Here is a 16,954-nt window from a genome sequence, read left to right as displayed (position 1 = left end):
CTGTGAAAACGCACTTTGAATTTGTGTATTTACCCGTCTCCGTTTCTGTAAATATAGATATGTTTGGGACTTAGAAGTTCTTGATGTTCTGTAAGTATGCAGCAATGGTTGAACACGATGTTCAACCAAGCCGCCACTGAGCCACGGATGGCGAATTGGCGGCGGTTGCGTACGGTATAATATGTATATCAGAACATCTAGTACTTCTTAGTTCCAATACATCGTATATTTGCAGAAACGGAGGCGGGTATAATATACGCAAATTCATGTGCGTTTCACAAATTAAATTCAATGTGAGTGAATTAGGAATAAACAGAAAACAAGTGGCGAGAAAAACCGGGGAGGGAATTAATTCGCCACTTGTTTGAGGGGAGAGAGGATTCAAATATATGAAAAGCTCTTACAATGCATACTATAACAATAAATTGTGTCTAAAATATGTTCTAATTGTGAAAAAGTTTTCACATCCTCAAATCCCTGCTGTTTATTCAGCTTCATAGCTCTTGATGGATGCATCAAGCTTCTGTAAAGTCTTCTGAATGGAGTCGTTGATCACACCTGATTCATGTGCCATCTTACCGAACTCATGCGCAACAACGGTGAATCCGCGTCCGGCTTCGCCTGCACGTGCAGCTTCGATGGAAGCGTTCAGTGCAAGGATATTCTGCTTATTCTCAATCTTCTTTAATCCCTGTGATTTTCCGGCAAGCTCCTTGATCAGAGCAGCCGCACCGGCGATCTCTTCGTTGAAGGAGGCGATAGCCTCTTCATACTTCTTCTTGCGGTAACCGGCCTCCAAGAGGTTCTGAACAGCAGCAACCAGGATAGCGGCAGCAGCTTCTACAACCTCTTCGTCTGTATCCTCATCCAGAGGTCCACCAACGACGGTTGCAACCTCGACATCATCAACTTCGATGCTTTCGCCAAATGCTTCTACATTATTTCTGGAAAATCCAAGCTTGTTGGAAAGGAAGTTACCTTCATCATCAAGAACAACGGCAATCATATGTGTTGCAGCCGCCCACTGCTCTAAGATATTATCAAGTGCTTCCATATCTAAATAATCATTTATAGTCATAAAATGCTCCTCCTTATACGTAACGTATACCTAATGTCCATTTTACCGAATTTACAGAGGGATTTCAATAGTCGAACCAAAGAAATTCATGAATAATGTGAATATTGTGGCAGATCTGGCGGGAGAAAATCCTAGATTGGCAGATATTTGCGGTCAGGGTTGCATGAACACCCGGTGTAGGGTAAAATAAACGCAATTATTATGATAAGGCTAGGATAAATGGATGATTCAGATATTTGATACACATGCACATTATGATGATGAAAGCTTTGCTGCAGACCGTGAGCAGCTTCTGGCGGGATTTGAGGCACAGGGTGTACGTGCGGTGACCAACATCGGAACGAATATCAGCGCGAGTGAAGAGACGGTGCGGATGACAGAAAAATACGAGAACATGTATGGCGTGGTCGGCATTTTTCCTTCCGAAGTTGCAGAACTGGAGAATCCGGATAATGTAAAGCGGTTGAAGGAACTTGCAGGACACGAGAAGATCGTGGCAATCGGCGAGATCGGACTCGATTATCATTATGAAGAAACAGACAAGGCATTGCAGCACAAATGGTTTGCCGGGCAGATGGATATTGCGCGAGAGTTGAAGCTTCCGGTTGCTATTCACAGCCGCGATGCAGCACAGGATACAATCCGGATCATGCAGGAATCCCGTGCAGAGGAGATCGGCGGTGTGATCCATTGCTATTCGTATTCGAAGGAGAGCGCACGGGACTTCCTGAATATGGGGTTTTACTTCGGTATCGGGGGTGTTGTAACATTTAAGAATGCGAGGAAACTGAAGGAAGCGGTTGCATATATCCCACTGTCGCATATTGTGCTTGAGACGGATGCGCCGTACCTCACACCGGAGCCGTTCCGCGGCAGGCGCAACGATTCCTCGAAGCTTACCTACGTGGCACAGGCGATTGCCGATATCAAGCAGATTTCCGTGGACGAGGTGTATGCAGAAACATGGAAAAATGCGCATCAGATGTATAAAATTCAGATGTAGAGAAATGGAGATAGAATGGAAAAGCTTAGCAATCCGAAGGTTACAATAGAGATCATACAGAAATATAATTTTGCGTTCCAGAAGCGGTTCGGTCAGAATTTTCTGATTGACGGGCATGTGATCGAGAAGATCATCCGGGCAGCGGAGATTACGAAGGATGATGTCGTGTTGGAGATCGGACCGGGTATTGGTACGATGACGCAGTATTTAGCAGAGGCTGCGGGAGAAGTATTTGCGGTGGAAATCGACAAGAATCTGCTTCCGATCCTTGCCGAGACGCTTGCCGAGTACGATAATGTCACGGTTGTAAATGAGGATATTCTGAAGGTGGATATCGCGGCATTGACCGGTGGCAGACCGGTGAAAGTTGTAGCAAATCTTCCGTATTACATCACGACACCGATCATCATGGGACTGTTTGAAAACCATATTCCGGCAACCTCGATTACGGTTATGGTGCAAAAAGAAGTTGCCGAGCGGATGCAGGCAGGGCCGGGTGGAAAGGACTATGGCGCATTGTCGCTTGCGGTGCAGTATTATGCGGAGCCGTATATCGTGGCAAATGTGCCGCCGAACTGTTTCATGCCGCGTCCGAATGTTGGTTCAGCGGTGATTCGGTTGACGAGACATTCGGAGCCGAAGATCGTCGTGAAGGATGAGAAATTCATGTTCAAGCTGATCCGTGCATCGTTCAATCAGCGCCGGAAAACATTGCAAAACGGCATCAACAATTCGGCAGAGCTCTCAATTGGCAAGGATGCGGTTGTAGAAGCTCTCCGGAAGATGGGACTTTCCGAGAGTATCCGCGGCGAAGCACTGACACTTGCGCAGTTTGCGGAGCTTTCCGATCTGCTGTGCGAATAGGCGGAGTGCAGATATGTTGGCATCCGGACATGGAAAATGTAGTCAGGTGCCGTATAATTGTATATTATGTCGCAATAATTTGGTGCTAAACAGACGAACCCCTGCATACATATATAGTACGTATTGTCAGGAGATTGTGAAAATGCACGATGTATGGGGATATATCCGTGCAGCATGACGTGCAATCTCTGCGAAGAAACATGAAGGGGGAGCGTGGTCTGTGATGCAGCAGAGAAGATGGGTGTCTTATATTTACCGGTATCGTGAGTATGTGCGATGTGAGATTGCCGGATTCATCAAAGTACAGAGAATCAGCAACAGGGATACAGATGTGACAAGAATACGAATGGGGATGAAAATGTATAAGGAATATGCGTGTACATGTTATGCATATTTGCTGTGGCATGGGCAGGCGAAGCCTTTTACCACCATGCAGTTTGCGGCGGGGGAACGCGATACAATCCTGACGAGTGTAGAGCTTCCGTGGAACAATCCGCTTGGGGACGGCGTGGCATTTCCGGAATATGAGGGTGTGTATTTTATATGTGATGATGGCGAGATCCTGGCCGGGATCTGGACGCCGGAGCAGTATGACCTGCGGCAGGTGCAGGTTGCGGACAAGACAGAATACGCAGGGAAGTTGGAGATTCCGGTTATGGCGGAGGAGAATCAGAGATCTGCAGCCGGGAATGAGTGGGGAGATAATATTGAACCGAAAGGTCAGATAATACAGGAAACGGATATGCCGCGGATGACTGAGTATGCGGGTGCGGGAATGAAATCGCACACAGAATCTGTTGAGGAAATTCCCCAGATACCGATTCCTTCAAACCTAGAAGATGGATATCGGGAGATGCTTACAACGTACCCCAAGCTACCGCTTTTTGCAGGAAGCCAGATTGTGGACGGCGTGAAGATTGCGCCACAGGATATCGGGAGATTAGATATGGCGAACTGGAAACTGGGAGTGAACAGTTTCCTTGCGCATGGATATTACAAATATCAATATCTTATGCTCGGAACTGTGCGGATGAATAAGGCAGAACTGCATGTAATCGGTGTGCCGGGAATCTTCACGAACAAAGAGAGGTATCTGGCAAATATGTTTGGATTCCGCGTTTTTATTCCGGTGCGGAAGACGAAGATTTTGACCGGGAATTTTGGTTATTGGGTGTCTGAAGTCGTGGAACGTGGTGAGGAAGACACACACTCACGTTATATGTGATAGTATAATCCCATAGTTTTAAAGAAGCTTCATATATCGCATCAGATCTACGTAGTGTCCTAAGATATTTGCGCTTTGTGGTTCAAACTGCAATGGACGGAAGCCGAGTTTTGTTGCAAGGGTTATGGACGCGATATTTTCCGGATGGATACGGGCATCCACGCGGTGAATCTGATAGTCATGTTCGAGTACATAGAGAGCTGCTTCGCAGGCCTCGTATGCGATGCCACGGTTTTGATAGAGGGCATCAATCTTGTATCCGATCTCCGCATATGGTTCACGGGAGGTACGGAAAATATTAAAATTGATGGCACCAATGATTTTATCCGGACGATTTTTTAAATAGATGTAATAGCGCAGGAAAGTTCCCATCGTGTAGGCGATGTATTCACGGTGCAGGGAAGACCGGTGGTAGTCCTGTGTGTAAAAGGATGCCGGACGGGTTGGTTCGTATTGCTCGAAAGGAACGCGGTTGCGCAGATAGAGCTCTAAGACCTGTTTAGATTTTGATTCGTTTTCTACGCGCAGAATTAAACGATTTGTATATTTTATCAGTGGTCCCATGGACGTCTCCTTTCTCGTGTTTGCGACTGCGGAACACAGGATGGTTGTGTGTGAAGCAACCATGAAGTCAGTATAGTACATTTTATGGGAACACACAATAAAATGATATGGGAATGAGGTACAAAATGAAGAAATTAAGTGAGGATGAACGATATATGCGGCAGGCGGTTACACTTGCGAAGAAGGCAGCTGCGAATGGCGATGTGCCGATTGGATGTGTAATCGTCTATGAGGGAAAGGTGATCGCACGTGGCTACAACCGACGGAATGTGGACAAGACAACGCTTGCACATGCAGAGATTATGGCTATAAAAAAAGCATCCAAAGTATTAGGCGACTGGCGTCTGGAAGATTGTACGATGTATGTGACATTGGAGCCCTGCCAGATGTGTGCAGGAGCCATCGTGCAGGCTCGGATTCCAAAGGTTGTGATCGGGTGCATGAATCCGAAAGCGGGTTGTGCAGGATCGATTCTGAACCTGCTTGATATGAAACAGTTTAATCATCAGGTGGAAGTGACCAGAGGGATTCTGGAGACGGAGTGTTCCAGGATGATGTCCGGCTTTTTTGTGGAGCTGCGTGCAAAAAAGAAGGCAGCAGACAAAGAAAATAATGGGATGTCTTGACTTTACATAATTATTTTTATATACTATAAAAGTATCTGTCGATATGGATTTTATCAGATGTAGAATTCAGGACGGATATGCGTGGACTTGTTATAAAATTTCCGTGCAGCCGGGGAGATAGCGGTGCCCTGTACCCTCAATCCGCTACAGAGGGGGTGATGGCTGGTTTCGGGTTGTCTTCTTGTGAGGCTGCCCACGGTAAGTGGCGTTGATGTTCTGGTCTTGCGCGACAGGAATCTATGAACCGTGTCAGGTCGGGAACGAAGCAGCACTAAGTAGAACCTTCTGTGCGCCGCGAGGCAGCCGGGACTGAGTTAACTGCCGTGGTAACGCTCATGAGAGCTTCACAACACCAGCCGCACGGTTAAAAAAATATAAAATACATGTGGTATTTTTGGTAAAAAAATGGTATCATTTTGAATAGGTAAATGATACTTAACTTTGGGAAGAACAAAAGAATCGGGTGGCAAAAACGACGGCATGAGTGTAAATTATGCAGAAGTAATTGAATATGTGAAGAAGATGACTTCGGAGAACGGCAGACCTTCGAATTATCCATTCCGCAGCCGGTTTGAACATACGATGCGTGTGTACCGTTGGGCGATCAAGTTGCAGTCAAAGCTTGGTGGAGATCTGGATGTGATTGTACTTGCAGCGCTGCTTCATGATATCGGATGGGATGATAATCGTCCACATGGGGAAGTTGGTGCTGAACTTGCTGTAGAATACATGGATAGCATTGGTATTGATCCGGAGACGATCCGACGTGTGGGAGAGATTATTATGATTCACGAGGATAAAGATTCGGATGCAGATTTGTCATTGGAATGCAAGATCGTGATGGATGCGGATCTGCTTGATGAGGTCGGTGCAATCAGTGTTCTGTGGGATTCCATGGCGACAGCTTGTGAGGATGAGGCAAGCTATAAGAAAGCCTATTATCGGATCAAGAATTATTATAGAAATAACAAACCGAAGATTCGAAGATGCAAGACAGATGCAGCCAGAGCAGAATATACGAAGCGTATGCAGCTGCTTGACAGTTTCATCTTCCAGTTGGAAAAAGAATTATTTTAGAAAAGCTGTTACGTGTTGTGACAGCTTTTCTGTTTTTCTGGGAAAGATTACATATACAGAGGAAATATAGATTTGGAGAAAAAACGATCCCTGGGTGTCAATTTTATATTTAATATGATGCGGACGATGATGGGGGTGATCATACCACTCATTACATTCCCGTATTCGTCCAGAGTGCTTGGACCGGAAGCCCTGGGCAAGGTTGATTATGCACAGGCCAACATGACATACTTTACGTTATTACAGGCATTTGGTATCGGCGGGTATGCAGTGCGGGAAGGTGCGAGAATTCGGGATGACCGAAAGAAAATGGATGAATTTGCAAGTGACATGCTTTCCATCAACCTGGTGACATCCGGCATTGCATATGTTCTTTTTTTTGCGGCACTTGCGATCCCGAAGCTTGCCGGGTATCGCACATTGATGCTGTTGTTCTCGACAACGATTATTTTATCTGCCATTGGCGTAGAATGGTTATTTACGATTTACGAGGAATATCAGTATATTACGATACGATCTTTTATCATGCAGATTATATCAGTCGTGCTGCTTTTTACATGCGTGAAATCCGAAGAAGATTATATGATTTACGCATTGACGCTTGTGATTTCAAGCGTTGGCTCAAATGTGATGAATTTTATCCGGGCAAGAAAATACGTGAAGTTCAAGCTGCGGATCAGTAAGAAATTGCGGACGCATTTAAAACCGATGTCCTATATTTTCCTGTTAGATGTAGCGTCGGCGGTGTATCTGGTTATGGATCGATCCATGCTTGGTTATATCACCGGGGATGATGGAGAGGTCGGATTATATGCGGCGGCAATTAAGATTGCATCGGTGCTGACTTCGTTTTTTGGTGCGCTGTATGCGGTTATTCGCCCTCGCGTGGCGTATATGATGGAACGGGATGAGGAACAGGCGGAAAAGCTGAACGATCTGACGGCACGGTTAATATTGCTGTTCAATATTCCGATGGCAATCGGTATGTTCTGTCTGAGCAGACAGGTGTTACATTTGTTTGCAGGCAGCAAATATCTGGGTGTTACATCCACGATGCAGGTGTTGATGTTAAATGTGATAGTTGCAACATTTAACAGTTTTCTGATCAATCAGTTGTTTATCGTGCATCGGAAGGATCGATGGGCTTCCACCGGTGTTGTGATCGGAGCTGTTACGAATGTCTGCTTAAATGCGTTGACGATTCCGATGTACGGCAAATTCGGAGCTGCGGTCAGTACAGTCGTAGCAGAACTGGCGATTTTCCTTTATGCAAGCATCAAGGGACGGCATATGTATCCGGTCACGAAGCTTGGCTGGCAGCTAGGGCAGAGCCTGGTAGCATGTCTTCCAATCATTGGAATTTATAATTGGTGTGCACGTAGTCAGTGTTCCGATATTCTGATGATTTCATTGACTGTGGTGGGTGGTGCAATCGGGTATTTCCTGATTATGATACTGTTCCGGAATCCGCTGGTGTTGGATGGTATCGAGAAAATAAAAGAGCGTTTTTCAAGAACGCCGGTATAAAGAATGAGAAAAATAAATCCCCTGAATCAGGTCCTGGTCGTAACAGAGTAGAGCATGGTTCAGGGGATTTTCGTTTTTATTTGGCTGCTAATTCATCAATCATGTCGCAGATCATTGTAATGGCGTCGGACTTCGTAGAAAGTTCCATTGCTTTGATGTAGTGATCGTGATTTTCGTACACTTCATTAACTGCGGCAAGTAGTGTTTCATTTGTAAGGTCTTCCTCTAACAACAGCTTGGCGTAGCCACGTTTGTCGAAGGACTGTGCATTTAAAATCTGGTCGCCCCGGCTTGCTGCAAGCGACAATGGAATCAGGACGCTCGGCTTGCGGAGTGCCAAAAGTTCACAGATTGCATTGGCACCGGCACGGGAAACTACGATGTCAGCGAGGGCAAGCAAATCAGCTAATTCCTGCTTAATATAGTCAAACTGCACATAATGCCCGGTTCCAACATAGCTTTCGTCGATATTTCCTTTTCCGCAGAGGTGAATGACATTGTATTTCTTTGTCAGCTCTGGGAGACAGGCACGGATTGCTTCATTGACACGCACGCTTCCAGAGCTTCCGCCAATCACCAGAAGGGTTGGACGCACCTCTGTAAATCCACAGAAGGTCATTGCCTTTACGGCATCACCTGCAAATAATTCCTGACGGATCGGTGTACCTGTCACAACTGCTTTTCCTGCAGGAAGATTCTCCATTGTCTCTGCGAAGTTGCAGCATACCTTGGATGCCTTTGGAATACTGATCTTGTTTGCGAGTCCCGGTGTCATATCGGATTCATGGATAATACATGGAATCTTCTTCGCACTTGCGGCGAGAACAACAGGGACAGAGACAAAGCCGCCTTTGGAAAATACAACATCCGGCTTTAACTCCTTCATCAGTTTTTTCGCTTCGTTGAAGCCTTTAATCACGCGAAATGGATCAGAGAAGTTGCGCAGATCAAAATAGCGGCGCAGCTTTCCGGTTGCAATTCCGTGATATGGAATGCCCATATCTTCGATCAGTTTTTTCTCCATTCCGTCATAAGAGCCGATATATTGAATGTCATATCCGCGCTCTTTTAAGGTTGGAACGAGAGCCATATTGGGTGTTACATGACCGGCGGTTCCGCCACCGGTTAATATAATACGCTTCATGAATGGTTAATCCTCCTACTTATACCTTTAACCTATGCGTGAAGAGCCTGCTTTAATGCCTGTGCAAGCTGATCCGGGCAGGATGTGCTCTTGAATCCGCACGTTGTGCCTTCCAGCCGCTTGATAACCTCCTCTGCATCCATGCCCTCCACAAGCTGTCCGATGCCCTTTAAGTTACCATTGCAGCCGCCTGTGAATTTCACATTATGCACCTTGCCGTCTGTGATGTCAAACTCTATCATCTGGGAGCAGGTCCCTTTTGTCTTATATGTCATTGTGTATCATCCTTTCTCGTGTGTAATAATAAACGCTTCTCTGTTTAGCTTTCCTATTATAGCATAAATATAAAGTTCCTTAAACCCATATTTTCTGTCATATTTGCAGGGATTTTTACGACCGAACGGGGGTTGATTTCTGAAGTTCACGTTCTCTATAATCGCCATCAGACAGTGAGAAGAAAGGCTGTCGTTCCAAAAAATCTTAATGGGGGGATTTTGTATGCTGCAAAAAATCATGGAAGTTTCAACCGGGGTCTACATACTTTGGGGGTTAGGAGTGTTGGGCGTGCTTTTGAAGATACTGGCAAATGCTTACATGAGTAAAATGGTGCGTGCATCGGGAAATCTGGGAGAGACAAAACGAAAGAAGCTTCGTAATATGTGCCGGCAATATGAAAACAAAAAAGGCTTTGGATTGTGCGGAGGCGATGAGGAAGCGTATGCAGAGAGTTTTGTGCGGGGACTAAAATTCCTGACGCGGCCGATGGAATTCTGGAACCGGAGCGGAACTGTGCTGTCGCTTGTTGTCTGTGGCACGATGGCGGGGGCGTACCTCTATTATGATCCGAGCTGGAGAGGCAGTCCGGACATGCAGTTTTTCTTGGCGAACAGTATTCTTGTTTGTGCATGTTTACTCGTGCTTGATCATATATTGGTAATAAATAATAAGGTGGAAATCCTGAAAGCGAATATCCGTGGGTATCTCGAACGGATTCCGAAACCGCGGGAGCAGACAACCGCTACGGTACGTCCATTTGTAGTTAAACAGGAAATGTCGGCGGAGAAAAGGGAACCTGCTGACAACGAAGAAGCTCCACAGACGGAAGTATCCGGGAAAGACTCCGCAGGCGGGACAATGCAGGAGAAAGAAAGTGCCGCCAGTGAGGAGACACTCAATCGCTTTTTGGCAGAGTTCTTTTCTTGATGGGAAACTATAATGTAGGAAATGAAACAGAAAATGATTCAAGGTGTGTTGGTGTTTTAGGCTGCAGGTGGAAAGGAGTGGTTTGCCTTGCAGGGATTCTGATTTGCCTGGTAGTTGGCAGTTTTTGCGTTGTTACATATGGAGCTTCTACAGCGGAAATAGATGGAAGTGAATCGAAGCCGATACAAAGTATGTTTGACAAGTGCAGGAAGGTTTTCTGCCGGTATCAGACATACCCGATTGAAAATCATCTGAAGGAAAAAGAAGCATATCAAAATTATAATAACACGAAGCTTTCCTGGTGGTTCCGACGGGATATGAACCATGGACCAAGCGGGTGTGATGATACGATCGATATATCCGAATACGACGCGTATTATTTGGATCAGAATGCTTCAGAAAAGAATGAAAAAGTCGTCTATCTGACGTTTGACTGTGGGTATGAGAATGGATATACAGAGCAGATGCTGGACATTTTGAAAAAGGAAGATGTTCCTGCGTGCTTTTTCGTGACACAGACGTACATACGGGATAATGTGGATCTCGTGAAACGAATGAAGGAGGAAGGACATCAGGTGGGAAATCATACCATCTATCATATATGCATGCCAGATAAGTCCTATGAGGAGATTGTGCAGGAGGTCAATGGATGCGCGGATTATATGAAAGAGGCAACGGGATATGCGATGGACCCGTACCTAAGGCCGCCATGCGGTGAGTATAGCGCACGGACACTGGCAATCACCCAGGACCTTGGTTTCAAAACTATTTTTTGGAGCATGGCATATATGGATTTCGATGTGAATAACCAGCCGGGTGTTGATTTCGTGATCGACCATTTCAATAAATATCATCACAGCGGGGCAATCATTCTGATGCACAACGTATCGTCATCGAATGCTGGGGCGCTGGAAAAGGTGATTGCAAACCTGAAGGCAGAGGGGTATCGGTTTGCAAGTTTGAATGAATTGCAATAAATTGTCAAAACGTACGGATTGCATGTATGTAGAGGTAGTTCGGGTTGTGGATAATATCTGATTTCACGCAGACGCGCTCTCGCTCACTTCCACACATAGCAGGCACTAAACTCACGGTGTACCAATTCTTTGAATTGTCACACTGTTCGTTAAGTGCTGATGTGCTCCAATGGTCTGCGATTAAATCAATATTATCCACAACCCGATTTACGTTTGCGTAGATGCAATCCTGTGTTTGTGATAGGGATTGCAATTCATGAAACTGTGCTTGCTTTGTGTTTGTGAATTTTTTGATTTTGGCTGAATGAAATTCTGTGGACTGGGTATACTTCTCTATGTAACAAATTACAAGAGCAGGGGAACTTGCGAACAAAAAGGAGATTAGTTATGGCAGGAAAGAATTATCAGTCAGACGAGCAGAAGAACAAGCAGACAAATTATACAGGAAGCAATCAGTCCAATAAGGAAACTGCTTCCAACAGCAAGATGAAGAATAGTCAGAAGAACAGCCAGAAAAATAATTCAAGTAACAGTACAGACTGTTACTAAAACCCCCTCCGAGAGGACCGCACAGCGGTCCTCTTTTTATGTAGACACAAATCCCCACGCTTCGCATATCCTATTAGTAAGAAGAAAGGAGGCGGAGCGATGCGATTTCATAATATTAATATTCGGAACATCCTGAGTGAGGCTCTTAACTATGGAGGAATCATCGTTGACGTTCGAACGAGCGAAGAATTTGCGAAAAGTCACATTCCGATGGCGATAAATCTGCCTCTGGAAGAAATACAGGCAGGCAATATTTCTCTTCCGAAGGGGAAGGTGATATTGGTTTATTGCGCAAACGGGGGAGGCAGCACGCTGGCTGCAAAGATATTGACAGAGAAGGGGTATAAGGTCATCAACACGGTGGGCGGAATCTCCGGATATCGTGGGGCACTGACCAAAACCCGGCATTAGCAGGATTTGGTAAAATTTACATGTGCAAAATGTAAGAATAAATTGTTCGATTTTGTTGACTTCGTACAAAGATAAATTTACAATACAACTAAGTATGTTCAAAAATCGGAACAGGGGAAGAAAGGGCAAAAATACAAGCATGGAAAATATGTATGAATTGATTGCACCGTGCCATTTTGGTTTGGAGTCGGTGCTAAAGCGTGAGATATTAGATTTGGGCTATGAGATCGTGACCGTGGAGGATGGAAGAATCACATTCCGTGGGGACGTGACCGCGATTGCCCGTGCGAATATATTTATCCGGACAGCAGAGCGAATCCTGCTTAAGATGGGTAGCTTCCGGGCTACGGATTTTGACGAACTGTTTGAAGGGACAAAGGCAATTCCGTGGGAGGAGTTTCTTCCGCGGGATGCAAAGTTCTGGGTGACGAAGGCGACAACGAATAAGAGTGCGCTTTTTTCTGCAAGTGCGATCCAGTCTATCGTGAAGAAGGCAATCGTGGAGCGCATGAAGCAGACATATCGCGTGGAGCGGTTTGAGGAAGATGGGGACGAGTATCCGATCCGCGTGTTTATCTTCAAGGATCGGGTGTCGATCGGTCTGGATACATCTGGTACCTCACTGCATAAGCGTGGATATCGTACACTTGTCGGAAAGGCACCGATTTCAGAGACATTGGCGGCAGCGCTTTTGATGCTGACACCGTGGAACAAAGATCGTGTGCTGGTCGATCCATTCTGTGGCAGCGGTACATTTCCGATTGAGGCGGCGATGATCGGTGCCAATATCGCACCGGGCATGATGCGGGAGTTCACTGCCGATTGCTGGGGCAAGGTCGTGCCGAAGAAGGTGTGGTACAACGCGTATGATGAAGCGGAGGATATGATCCGCCGCGATGTGCAGATGAATATACAGGGTTATGATTTAGACCCGGAGATTGTGAAATGTGCGATGGCAAATGCGAAGGCAGCCGGAGTCGGAGATTATATCCATTTTCAGGCACGTGATGTGAAGGATCTGCGTCATCCGAAGCATTATGGTTTTATCATCACGAATCCGCCATATGGTGAACGGTTGGAGGAAAAGGAAGCATTACCGGCACTCTATAAGACAATCGGGGAGAGCTTCGCGAACCTTCCGGACTGGTCGATGTACCTGATTACTTCGTATGAGGATGCGGAGAAATATATCGGAAGAAAGGCAGACAGGAACCGTAAGATCTACAATGGCATGCTCAAGTCCTATTTCTATCAGTTTATGGGACCGAAGCCACCTAAGAATAAGGAGCCGAAAGAACAATAGAAAAGGGCGTTAAGGGTTGAAACGATATTGGATATTTCCGGTGCTGGTTGCAGCGCTGGTGACAATTACATTTTTTTTAGGAAGGAATCCTGTCAAGACAATTGATGAGTCGGATGCGCTCGCGACATGCAGTGATGCATTTGCGGCAAATATCCGTTCCCGCATGAACGGAGATGACGTGATTATCACGGTTGGTGGCGGAAGCACGGAGGAGTTTGGCTATACATTTTATGTGAGTGACAACATGCATCTGATGGTGGAAGGTGAGTTTCTGCGCAGTCTGCTTTTGTGCTCGGTACAGCGATATCCGGATGGTAATGTCCTGATCATGAAGGGTGACAACAGCATTTCACTTGCCGTGGGTTCGGACAAGGCGACCGTTAACAAGAAGACGGAGGTAAAGCTGGGAGATGCGGTCTATGTGAATGAGGCAGAGGACAAGCTGATGGTGCCAATTGACAAAATCGCAGAATATTTGAACTACGAGGTTGATTATTATGTCGATCAGAAATGGGTCGATCTGGCGCGGCTGCCGGATGAGACGCCATTGCCGGAGAAATACGATATGCGTGATTATGGGCGCGTGTCACCGGTGCGTGATCAGGGACGATATGGTACGTGCTGGGCATTTGCATCGCTTGGTGCGCTGGAGACGACGCTGCTTCCGATGGAAGAGGATATTTTCTCAGTCGATCACATGTCGATGTGTAACAGTTATGCACTGGATGTGAACAGTGGCGGCGAGCATACGATGAGTATCGCGTATCTGGCGGCTTGGCAGGGACCGGTACTGGAGAAGGATGATCCGTATGGCGATGGCATGAGTGATCCGAATCTTACCGCGGAGAAGCATCTGGAGGAGGCTCTGATCATCAACGGACGTGAGGACGAGACGATCAAGAGTGCGATTTTCCGGTATGGCGCGATCGAGACATCGATTTATTCGGCGCTGGAATATGTGGACAGTTATTCCATGTATTATTCGAGTGAGTATGCGGCGTATTATTATGATGGTGATGAGACGCCGAACCATGATGTCGTTGTCGTTGGCTGGGATGATAATTTCCCGAAAGAGAATTTCACGATCCAGCCGGAGGGCGACGGTGCCTTTATCTGCAAGAACAGCTGGGGCGAGGAATTCGGCGATGATGGATATTTCTATGTATCCTATTATGATACGAAGATCTGCCGGAAATCGGTTGTTTACACGCGGATTGGAGATAAGGATAATTATGATAAGATCTACCAGACGGATAAGCTTGGCTGGGTTGGACAGCTTGGTTTCTCCAAGGAGGATGCGTATTTTTCCAATGTCTACGAGGCAGGAAAAAATGAGAATCTGGCAGCCGTTTCTTTCTATGCGACGGATAAGGATACGGAGTTTGAAGTGTGTGTCGTGCGGCATTTTGATGGTGTGGACTCGTTTAAGAACCGGGAGTTTGTGACGTCCGGCAGCATGCAGCATGCCGGGTATTACACGGTGGATTTCCCGGAGGAAATCGAACTCGATGACAATGAGCGTTATGCGGTTGTGGTGAAGATCAAGACGCCGGGCGCGGTGCATCCGATCGCGATTGAGTACAATGCGGATGAGCGGACGGCAAGCTTTGATATCAGTGACGGCGAGGGCTACATCAGTTTGTATGGAGAGATGTGGCACCGGGCGGAGACGAGTGAGAAATGCAATGTGTGCTTGAAGGCGTTTACGAACAAGAGGGTGCAGTGATTATGCAAACCGCCGCTATAGTGTTTGATGCAAGTATCTTCCAATCGGTACATTCCTATATAATGTATTGAAACTAAGAAGTAGTAAGTGTTCTGATTTGCGTTATCGAAGACACACGCAATCGCTGCCAATTCGCCATCCGTGGCTCAGTGGCAGCTTGCCTGAACATCGTGTTCAGGCATTGCTGATGAAGTACAGAACACTAACGACTTCTAAGTTCCAAACATATCATATAGTTCATGTACAGATTGGAAGATACATGCATCTACATATTTTTGCGGTTTGCATGAATGCTGGCTGCAGGCTTTGGTGTTCGTGACCTTCAAGGTGTGCTTGGTGAAATGAAGTAGGAGTAAAGCGAGCAGGATAAGGATGTTTGCTCCAAACAGGAAAGTAGTTGGAAAAAAGGAGTAGGAGTAAAGCGAGCAGGATAAGGATGTTTGCTCCAAACAGGAAAGTAGTTGGAAAAATGAAGTTGGAGCAAAGCGAGCAGGAAATGACGATTAGCTCCAATCAGAGATAAATAATAGAAGAAAAATAAGAAAAAGGAGATACAGGCAGATGAAGAAGATTATTTTTGCAACTGGTAATGCGAATAAGATGGTGGAGGTGCGCATGATTCTGGCGAATTGTGGGTACGAGATTGTGTCTATGAAGGAAGCAGGCATAGATATAGATATCGTGGAGGACGGCAAGACATTTGAGGAGAATGCGATCATCAAAGCAACGGCGATTAGCAAGACAAAGGAAGCAGAAGGATGTGTGGTCCTGGCAGATGACAGTGGGCTGGAGGTAGACTACATGGATGGTGCGCCGGGTATTTACTCGGCAAGATGGCAGGGCGAGGATACACCATACAGTATCAAGAATCAGATGATCATCGATGCGCTGGCAGATGCGAAGGAAGAGGAGCGTACAGCACGGTTTGTCTGCGCGATTGCAGCTGCATTTCCGGATGGTACGGTGACGACACGCCGGGGCGTGATCGAGGGTATGATCGCGTATCAGCCTGCCGGGGAACATGGATTTGGTTATGACCCAATCTTCTTCCTGCCGGAGTATGGGAAGACAACCGCGGAGCTGGCACCGGAAGATAAGAACAAGATCAGTCATCGTGGACGTGCCTTGGAAAAGATTCGCGAGGTACTGTAGTTAGGGCTCGAAGGAGGAAATTATGCTGCGGATTTTGATAATGAGTGATTCGCATGGGCGAAATGAGAACGTGGAGCTTGCAATCGCGCAGGTGCGGGAAGAAATCGGCGAATTCCAGATGTTGATTCATCTGGGCGATGTCGGGGATGCACGGGAGCTTGAGTCGCTGGCTGGTGTGCCATGCTACATCGTGCGTGGAAATACCGATTATGATGCGAAGCTTCTGAATGCAAATGTGATCGAAGCTGGCGGACATCGTATCTTCGCAACGCACGGGCATCTGTATCAGGTGGACATGCGGCTGGATCTGCTGCGGTTTGCGGCATTGGAGAATGATTGCGATATCGCGATGTATGGACACACGCATGTGCCATATCTGGAGGAAGATCCAGACGATATTACGATTTTGAATCCGGGCAGCATTTCGAAGCCGCGGCAGGCAGATTACCGTTACACATATATGGTGATGGAAATTGACGATGAAGATGAAGTGACATACGAATTAAGGTATGTCGAATGATGAGG

18 protein-coding genes and 1 other RNA gene are annotated in these 16,954 nt (G+C 46.4%); 15 read left to right on the top strand and 4 right to left on the bottom strand.

From position 1 onward, the window contains the following. Positions 1 to 484: 484 nt before the first annotated feature. Entirely contained in the window at positions 485 to 1,078 is a 594-nt protein-coding gene (locus ACZQK9_RS06985) for a methyl-accepting chemotaxis protein (RefSeq protein ID WP_483270104.1), read from the bottom strand. Positions 1,079 to 1,301: 223 nt separating this feature from the next. Here ACZQK9_RS06985 and ACZQK9_RS06980 point away from each other — a divergent pair, with 223 nt between their 5' ends. The 3 genes from ACZQK9_RS06980 (at position 1,302) to ACZQK9_RS06970 (ending at position 4,170) form a co-directional block, all read left to right on the top strand. Further along, a complete protein-coding gene (locus ACZQK9_RS06980; RefSeq protein WP_483270103.1) occupies positions 1,302 to 2,081 on the top strand; it encodes a TatD family hydrolase in 780 nt (259 codons plus the stop codon). A 15-nt stretch (positions 2,082 to 2,096) separates the two neighbouring features. Continuing rightward, entirely contained in the window at positions 2,097 to 2,945 is an 849-nt protein-coding gene (gene rsmA / locus ACZQK9_RS06975; RefSeq protein WP_216507674.1) for a 16S rRNA (adenine(1518)-N(6)/adenine(1519)-N(6))-dimethyltransferase RsmA, read from the top strand. Between the two features lie 223 nt (positions 2,946 to 3,168). Further along, positions 3,169 to 4,170: a DUF6128 domain-containing protein gene (locus tag ACZQK9_RS06970; protein ID WP_483270102.1), complete on the top strand. Its 1,002-nt coding sequence runs from the start codon at positions 3,169 to 3,171 to the stop codon at positions 4,168 to 4,170. Between the two features lie 18 nt (positions 4,171 to 4,188). Here the strand turns inward: ACZQK9_RS06970 and ACZQK9_RS06965 are convergent, their stop codons facing one another. After that, positions 4,189 to 4,734: a GNAT family N-acetyltransferase gene (locus tag ACZQK9_RS06965; RefSeq protein WP_483270101.1), complete on the bottom strand. Its 546-nt coding sequence runs from the start codon at positions 4,732 to 4,734 to the stop codon at positions 4,189 to 4,191. A gap of 125 nt (positions 4,735 to 4,859) precedes the next feature. On the opposite strand from ACZQK9_RS06965, the gene tadA reads away from it, so the two are divergent. From tadA to ACZQK9_RS06945, 4 genes are all read left to right on the top strand, one after another. Then, on the top strand, positions 4,860 to 5,360 hold the full coding sequence (gene tadA / locus ACZQK9_RS06960; RefSeq protein ID WP_483270100.1) for a tRNA adenosine(34) deaminase TadA: 501 nt from the start codon (positions 4,860 to 4,862) through the stop codon (positions 5,358 to 5,360). Between the two features lie 101 nt (positions 5,361 to 5,461). Further along, positions 5,462 to 5,724: signal recognition particle sRNA large type (ffs, locus tag ACZQK9_RS06955), an RNA gene on the top strand. Positions 5,725 to 5,840: 116 nt separating this feature from the next. Beyond that, entirely contained in the window at positions 5,841 to 6,437 is a 597-nt protein-coding gene (locus ACZQK9_RS06950) for an HD domain-containing protein (protein ID WP_178017431.1), read from the top strand. Positions 6,438 to 6,509: 72 nt separating this feature from the next. Continuing rightward, positions 6,510 to 7,964: a flippase gene (locus ACZQK9_RS06945; protein ID WP_483270099.1), complete on the top strand. Its 1,455-nt coding sequence runs from the start codon at positions 6,510 to 6,512 to the stop codon at positions 7,962 to 7,964. A gap of 76 nt (positions 7,965 to 8,040) precedes the next feature. Here the strand turns inward: ACZQK9_RS06945 and murG are convergent, their stop codons facing one another. Both murG and ACZQK9_RS06935 read right to left on the bottom strand, forming a co-directional pair. Next, entirely contained in the window at positions 8,041 to 9,108 is a 1,068-nt protein-coding gene (gene murG / locus ACZQK9_RS06940; protein ID WP_483270098.1) for an undecaprenyldiphospho-muramoylpentapeptide beta-N-acetylglucosaminyltransferase, read from the bottom strand. A 32-nt stretch (positions 9,109 to 9,140) separates the two neighbouring features. Next, entirely contained in the window at positions 9,141 to 9,383 is a 243-nt protein-coding gene (locus ACZQK9_RS06935; protein ID WP_178017420.1) for a TIGR03905 family TSCPD domain-containing protein, read from the bottom strand. A gap of 223 nt (positions 9,384 to 9,606) precedes the next feature. Between ACZQK9_RS06935 and ACZQK9_RS06930 the strand changes: the two genes are divergently transcribed. The 8 genes from ACZQK9_RS06930 (at position 9,607) to ACZQK9_RS06895 (ending at position 16,949) form a co-directional block, all read left to right on the top strand. Beyond that, a complete protein-coding gene (locus ACZQK9_RS06930) occupies positions 9,607 to 10,311 on the top strand; it encodes a hypothetical protein (RefSeq protein WP_178017421.1) in 705 nt (234 codons plus the stop codon). Between the two features lie 77 nt (positions 10,312 to 10,388). Beyond that, positions 10,389 to 11,288 (top strand): polysaccharide deacetylase family protein, encoded by a 900-nt coding sequence (locus ACZQK9_RS06925; RefSeq protein ID WP_483270097.1) that lies wholly within the window; start codon positions 10,389 to 10,391, stop codon positions 11,286 to 11,288. Positions 11,289 to 11,675: 387 nt separating this feature from the next. Continuing rightward, on the top strand, positions 11,676 to 11,837 hold the full coding sequence (locus ACZQK9_RS06920; protein WP_178017424.1) for a hypothetical protein: 162 nt from the start codon (positions 11,676 to 11,678) through the stop codon (positions 11,835 to 11,837). Between the two features lie 99 nt (positions 11,838 to 11,936). After that, on the top strand, positions 11,937 to 12,248 hold the full coding sequence (locus ACZQK9_RS06915) for a rhodanese-like domain-containing protein (protein ID WP_118374535.1): 312 nt from the start codon (positions 11,937 to 11,939) through the stop codon (positions 12,246 to 12,248). Positions 12,249 to 12,387: 139 nt separating this feature from the next. Beyond that, the gene (locus ACZQK9_RS06910; RefSeq protein WP_483270096.1) at positions 12,388 to 13,551 is read left to right on the top strand and encodes a THUMP domain-containing class I SAM-dependent RNA methyltransferase; all 1,164 of its coding nucleotides are present in this window, start codon (positions 12,388 to 12,390) and stop codon (positions 13,549 to 13,551) included. A 16-nt stretch (positions 13,552 to 13,567) separates the two neighbouring features. After that, on the top strand, positions 13,568 to 15,277 hold the full coding sequence (locus ACZQK9_RS06905) for a lectin like domain-containing protein (RefSeq protein ID WP_483270095.1): 1,710 nt from the start codon (positions 13,568 to 13,570) through the stop codon (positions 15,275 to 15,277). Between the two features lie 561 nt (positions 15,278 to 15,838). Then, entirely contained in the window at positions 15,839 to 16,429 is a 591-nt protein-coding gene (rdgB, locus tag ACZQK9_RS06900) for an RdgB/HAM1 family non-canonical purine NTP pyrophosphatase (RefSeq protein WP_483270094.1), read from the top strand. A 22-nt stretch (positions 16,430 to 16,451) separates the two neighbouring features. Further along, complete coding sequence (locus ACZQK9_RS06895) at positions 16,452 to 16,949, top strand: YfcE family phosphodiesterase (protein WP_483270093.1); 498 nt, start codon at positions 16,452 to 16,454, stop codon at positions 16,947 to 16,949. The last annotated feature ends 5 nt before the right edge of the window (positions 16,950 to 16,954 follow it).

This window comes from Wujia sp., assembly GCF_056872695.1.
Note: the sequence above shows the minus strand (reverse complement) of the source record. Positions and strands in the feature narration are given on the sequence as shown.

Excerpts from the sequence above, each read along its gene's own strand:
- ACZQK9_RS06985 (WP_483270104.1), bottom strand. The coding sequence starts at position 1,078 with ATGACTATAAATGATTATTTAGATATGGAAGCACTTGATAATATCTTA.
- ACZQK9_RS06980 (WP_483270103.1), top strand. The coding sequence starts at position 1,302 with ATGATTCAGATATTTGATACACATGCACATTATGATGATGAAAGCTTT.
- rsmA (WP_216507674.1), top strand. The coding sequence starts at position 2,097 with ATGGAAAAGCTTAGCAATCCGAAGGTTACAATAGAGATCATACAGAAA.
- ACZQK9_RS06970 (WP_483270102.1), top strand. The coding sequence starts at position 3,169 with ATGCAGCAGAGAAGATGGGTGTCTTATATTTACCGGTATCGTGAGTAT.
- ACZQK9_RS06965 (WP_483270101.1), bottom strand. The coding sequence starts at position 4,734 with ATGGGACCACTGATAAAATATACAAATCGTTTAATTCTGCGCGTAGAA.
- tadA (WP_483270100.1), top strand. The coding sequence starts at position 4,860 with ATGAAGAAATTAAGTGAGGATGAACGATATATGCGGCAGGCGGTTACA.
- ACZQK9_RS06950 (WP_178017431.1), top strand. The coding sequence starts at position 5,841 with ATGAGTGTAAATTATGCAGAAGTAATTGAATATGTGAAGAAGATGACT.
- murG (WP_483270098.1), bottom strand. The coding sequence starts at position 9,108 with ATGAAGCGTATTATATTAACCGGTGGCGGAACCGCCGGTCATGTAACA.
- ACZQK9_RS06935 (WP_178017420.1), bottom strand. The coding sequence starts at position 9,383 with ATGACATATAAGACAAAAGGGACCTGCTCCCAGATGATAGAGTTTGAC.
- ACZQK9_RS06930 (WP_178017421.1), top strand. The coding sequence starts at position 9,607 with ATGCTGCAAAAAATCATGGAAGTTTCAACCGGGGTCTACATACTTTGG.
- ACZQK9_RS06920 (WP_178017424.1), top strand. The coding sequence starts at position 11,676 with ATGGCAGGAAAGAATTATCAGTCAGACGAGCAGAAGAACAAGCAGACA.
- ACZQK9_RS06915 (WP_118374535.1), top strand. The coding sequence starts at position 11,937 with ATGCGATTTCATAATATTAATATTCGGAACATCCTGAGTGAGGCTCTT.
- ACZQK9_RS06910 (WP_483270096.1), top strand. The coding sequence starts at position 12,388 with ATGGAAAATATGTATGAATTGATTGCACCGTGCCATTTTGGTTTGGAG.
- rdgB (WP_483270094.1), top strand. The coding sequence starts at position 15,839 with ATGAAGAAGATTATTTTTGCAACTGGTAATGCGAATAAGATGGTGGAG.
- ACZQK9_RS06895 (WP_483270093.1), top strand. The coding sequence starts at position 16,452 with ATGCTGCGGATTTTGATAATGAGTGATTCGCATGGGCGAAATGAGAAC.